The organism is Halobacillus sp. BBL2006 (assembly GCF_000786645.1).
Taxonomy (GTDB): Bacteria; Bacillota; Bacilli; order Bacillales; family Halobacillaceae; genus Halobacillus.
The window spans coordinates 1-2,128 of sequence record NZ_JRNX01000642.1 but is presented as its reverse complement, the minus strand read 5'-3'; the positions used below and the strand labels follow the sequence as shown (position 1 = coordinate 2,128).

Genomic DNA, 2,128 nt, shown 5'->3' with positions numbered 1-2,128 from the left:
CCCGCCACTTCCCCTTTACTTTCGTGACATACACATCCTGGTGCAGGTCGAAGCGGCCATACTTCCCTTTAAACGTTTGGATGACTGTAAAACGATAGACGGTGGATAATGGTTTTGCTCCTTTCTCCGCCTTCCAGTTCTTCACTTTTTTAGAGCTGGTGACCTTAAAGGTGAAAGTCTCGACACCGAAATGATTCATGAACACGTGTGCTCGATCTTGTATGTAATGACCCACCGTAAATTTATCCTTCATGAATGGATGAAACAATCCCCAAGAATCTGAGAATTTCCCTTGCTGCTCAAATAAATAAAAATCTTCCACCGTCTCTTTCGCCTGATGTTCTGGACTCATTTGAATATAAATAAAGACGGAGACAGCGATGACGATTGCCAATATAAACATCGTAGGGACCCATTTTGAAGAGCTTCTCAAACGCCTTCCCCTCCTCTGTCCTCTTTTATACTGTATGCGGCAGACCAGAAATTTAGGAAAAACAAAAAGCTTGATTCCAGTAAGGAATCAAGCTTTTTGTTAGGGGAGGCCTTTATTGTTCCTCCGCGAAATCCTTCAGTTCATCCAGCCTGCGGGTCATGCTGCTCGGACTGACTCCATATTTAGAAGCAACAGCCTTTTTGGTAACGGTTTTGTCGGAGTGATCGAAATACTCAGTACCTGTTACTAAAAATTCAAGGGCTGCAGAGAACACAGATGGTTTACGGTATTTCGGGGCATTCGTATTTTTGTAACGACTCCATAATTGCTGCAGATCTTGATAAGAGGAGCTTTGGTGGATAGATTCAGCGATATTCTCTCCTAACAATTGCAGCACATCATCTTCCTCAACGTTGACTTGCTGCTTACCTTGAGAGCTGACCTGTTCACTGTCCTGTCCCTCATTAAGGTCCGAATGAATCCATTTTTTCATATAGCTCATGAAGTTCTGTTCAAGAGCCTTTTTAGGGGAGGAGTCTTGTCCTTGCTCGAGCAACTCCCTAAACGCCTCATAGAAGGATGGCTGGTTCGGAATCGCTAAGGGAATAAAGTTCGACTCCCATCCCCACTTCATAAGAATCCCCATCACATAAGGATTGTTCGGCACATTTTCGTCTTTCAGCGGAATTCCATCTCTTTTCACATCATAAGCGATTGATGTAAAGACATCCTTCACCTTCGCCGTTTGTTCAGAATCAATCGTCCGGATTTCATAAAGCCCGGGCTTTAGCGTTGTCCATTCTTTAACCGAGGCTTTCGCAGGGTGAGGAATGGAATCAAGTCCTTTTTCCTCCAGATACTCCTCAAAAACCGTTTGTTCTTTGTTGCGGACAAGGAACACTTCATTCATCATCCGAAACGCTTCTTCCATTTGCTTCTCTTTCGTTTTCGCTTTACCAGAAGGAGCGGCATCTGTATAAAATTCTGCAACGTAATCCATAAAGTTTGCATATTGCTCGTTCAATGCTTCATGGACACGTTCAGGCGTTACCTCTTCTCCTGATAATCGACCGCAGCATTTTTTATATTTATCCCCGCTGCCACAAGGGCATGGGCCGTTTCGTTTTACTTTACTCATTATCATTTCCCTCACTAACTTCATAAAACATCAACTTATAGAGTAACCAAAATCTGCTGAAGATGCAAAAAGGAAAAAACATCCACCTCAGGTCATCCAGAATCTGGATGACCTGAGGTGGGAGAAATAGGAAAATATCCATATAATCCTCATAAAAAAAAGCACCTGGCCCGCGAGTTAGACGTTACGGGTCGGTGCTTCATTCTCTTTCGTGGAGGAGCGGTATTTAATATCAAACGGGACGATGATCCGTTTAGCTGGTTCTGATTTATCTTTGACCTTCGCAATCAGGCATTTCGCTGCCTGAACACCCAGTTCATAAATATGAATATCGACAGTTGTAAGCGGTGGGCGTGTAATTTCCGATAAATATACATTATTAAAACTCACAATCGAAATATCATCCGGCACACGCTTATTGCATTCTTCAAGCATGTTCACAACTCCGATACTCATCAAATCATCGGCAATAACGAGCCCTGTCGGTGGTTCCGGCAGTGAAAACAGCTCGTTGACTGCTTGCTGCCCGCCAGATTTCAGGAATTCGGTATGAATTC

The 2,128-nt window shown here is 43.5% G+C and carries 3 protein-coding genes; all 3 read right to left on the bottom strand.

Annotation, left to right across the window (positions count from 1 at the left end):
• Nucleotides 1–433, bottom strand: a 433-nt coding sequence (locus LD39_RS17510) for a hypothetical protein (RefSeq protein WP_035550742.1), incomplete at its 3' end; no start/stop codon positions are given.
• Between the two features lie 112 nt (nucleotides 434–545).
• Complete coding sequence (locus LD39_RS17505) at nucleotides 546–1,571, bottom strand: SEC-C metal-binding domain-containing protein (protein ID WP_035550739.1); 1,026 nt, start codon at nucleotides 1,569–1,571, stop codon at nucleotides 546–548.
• 177 nt (nucleotides 1,572–1,748) lie between these two features.
• On the bottom strand, nucleotides 1,749–2,128 hold a 380-nt coding region (locus tag LD39_RS17500; protein WP_035550736.1), incomplete at its 5' end, for a substrate-binding domain-containing protein.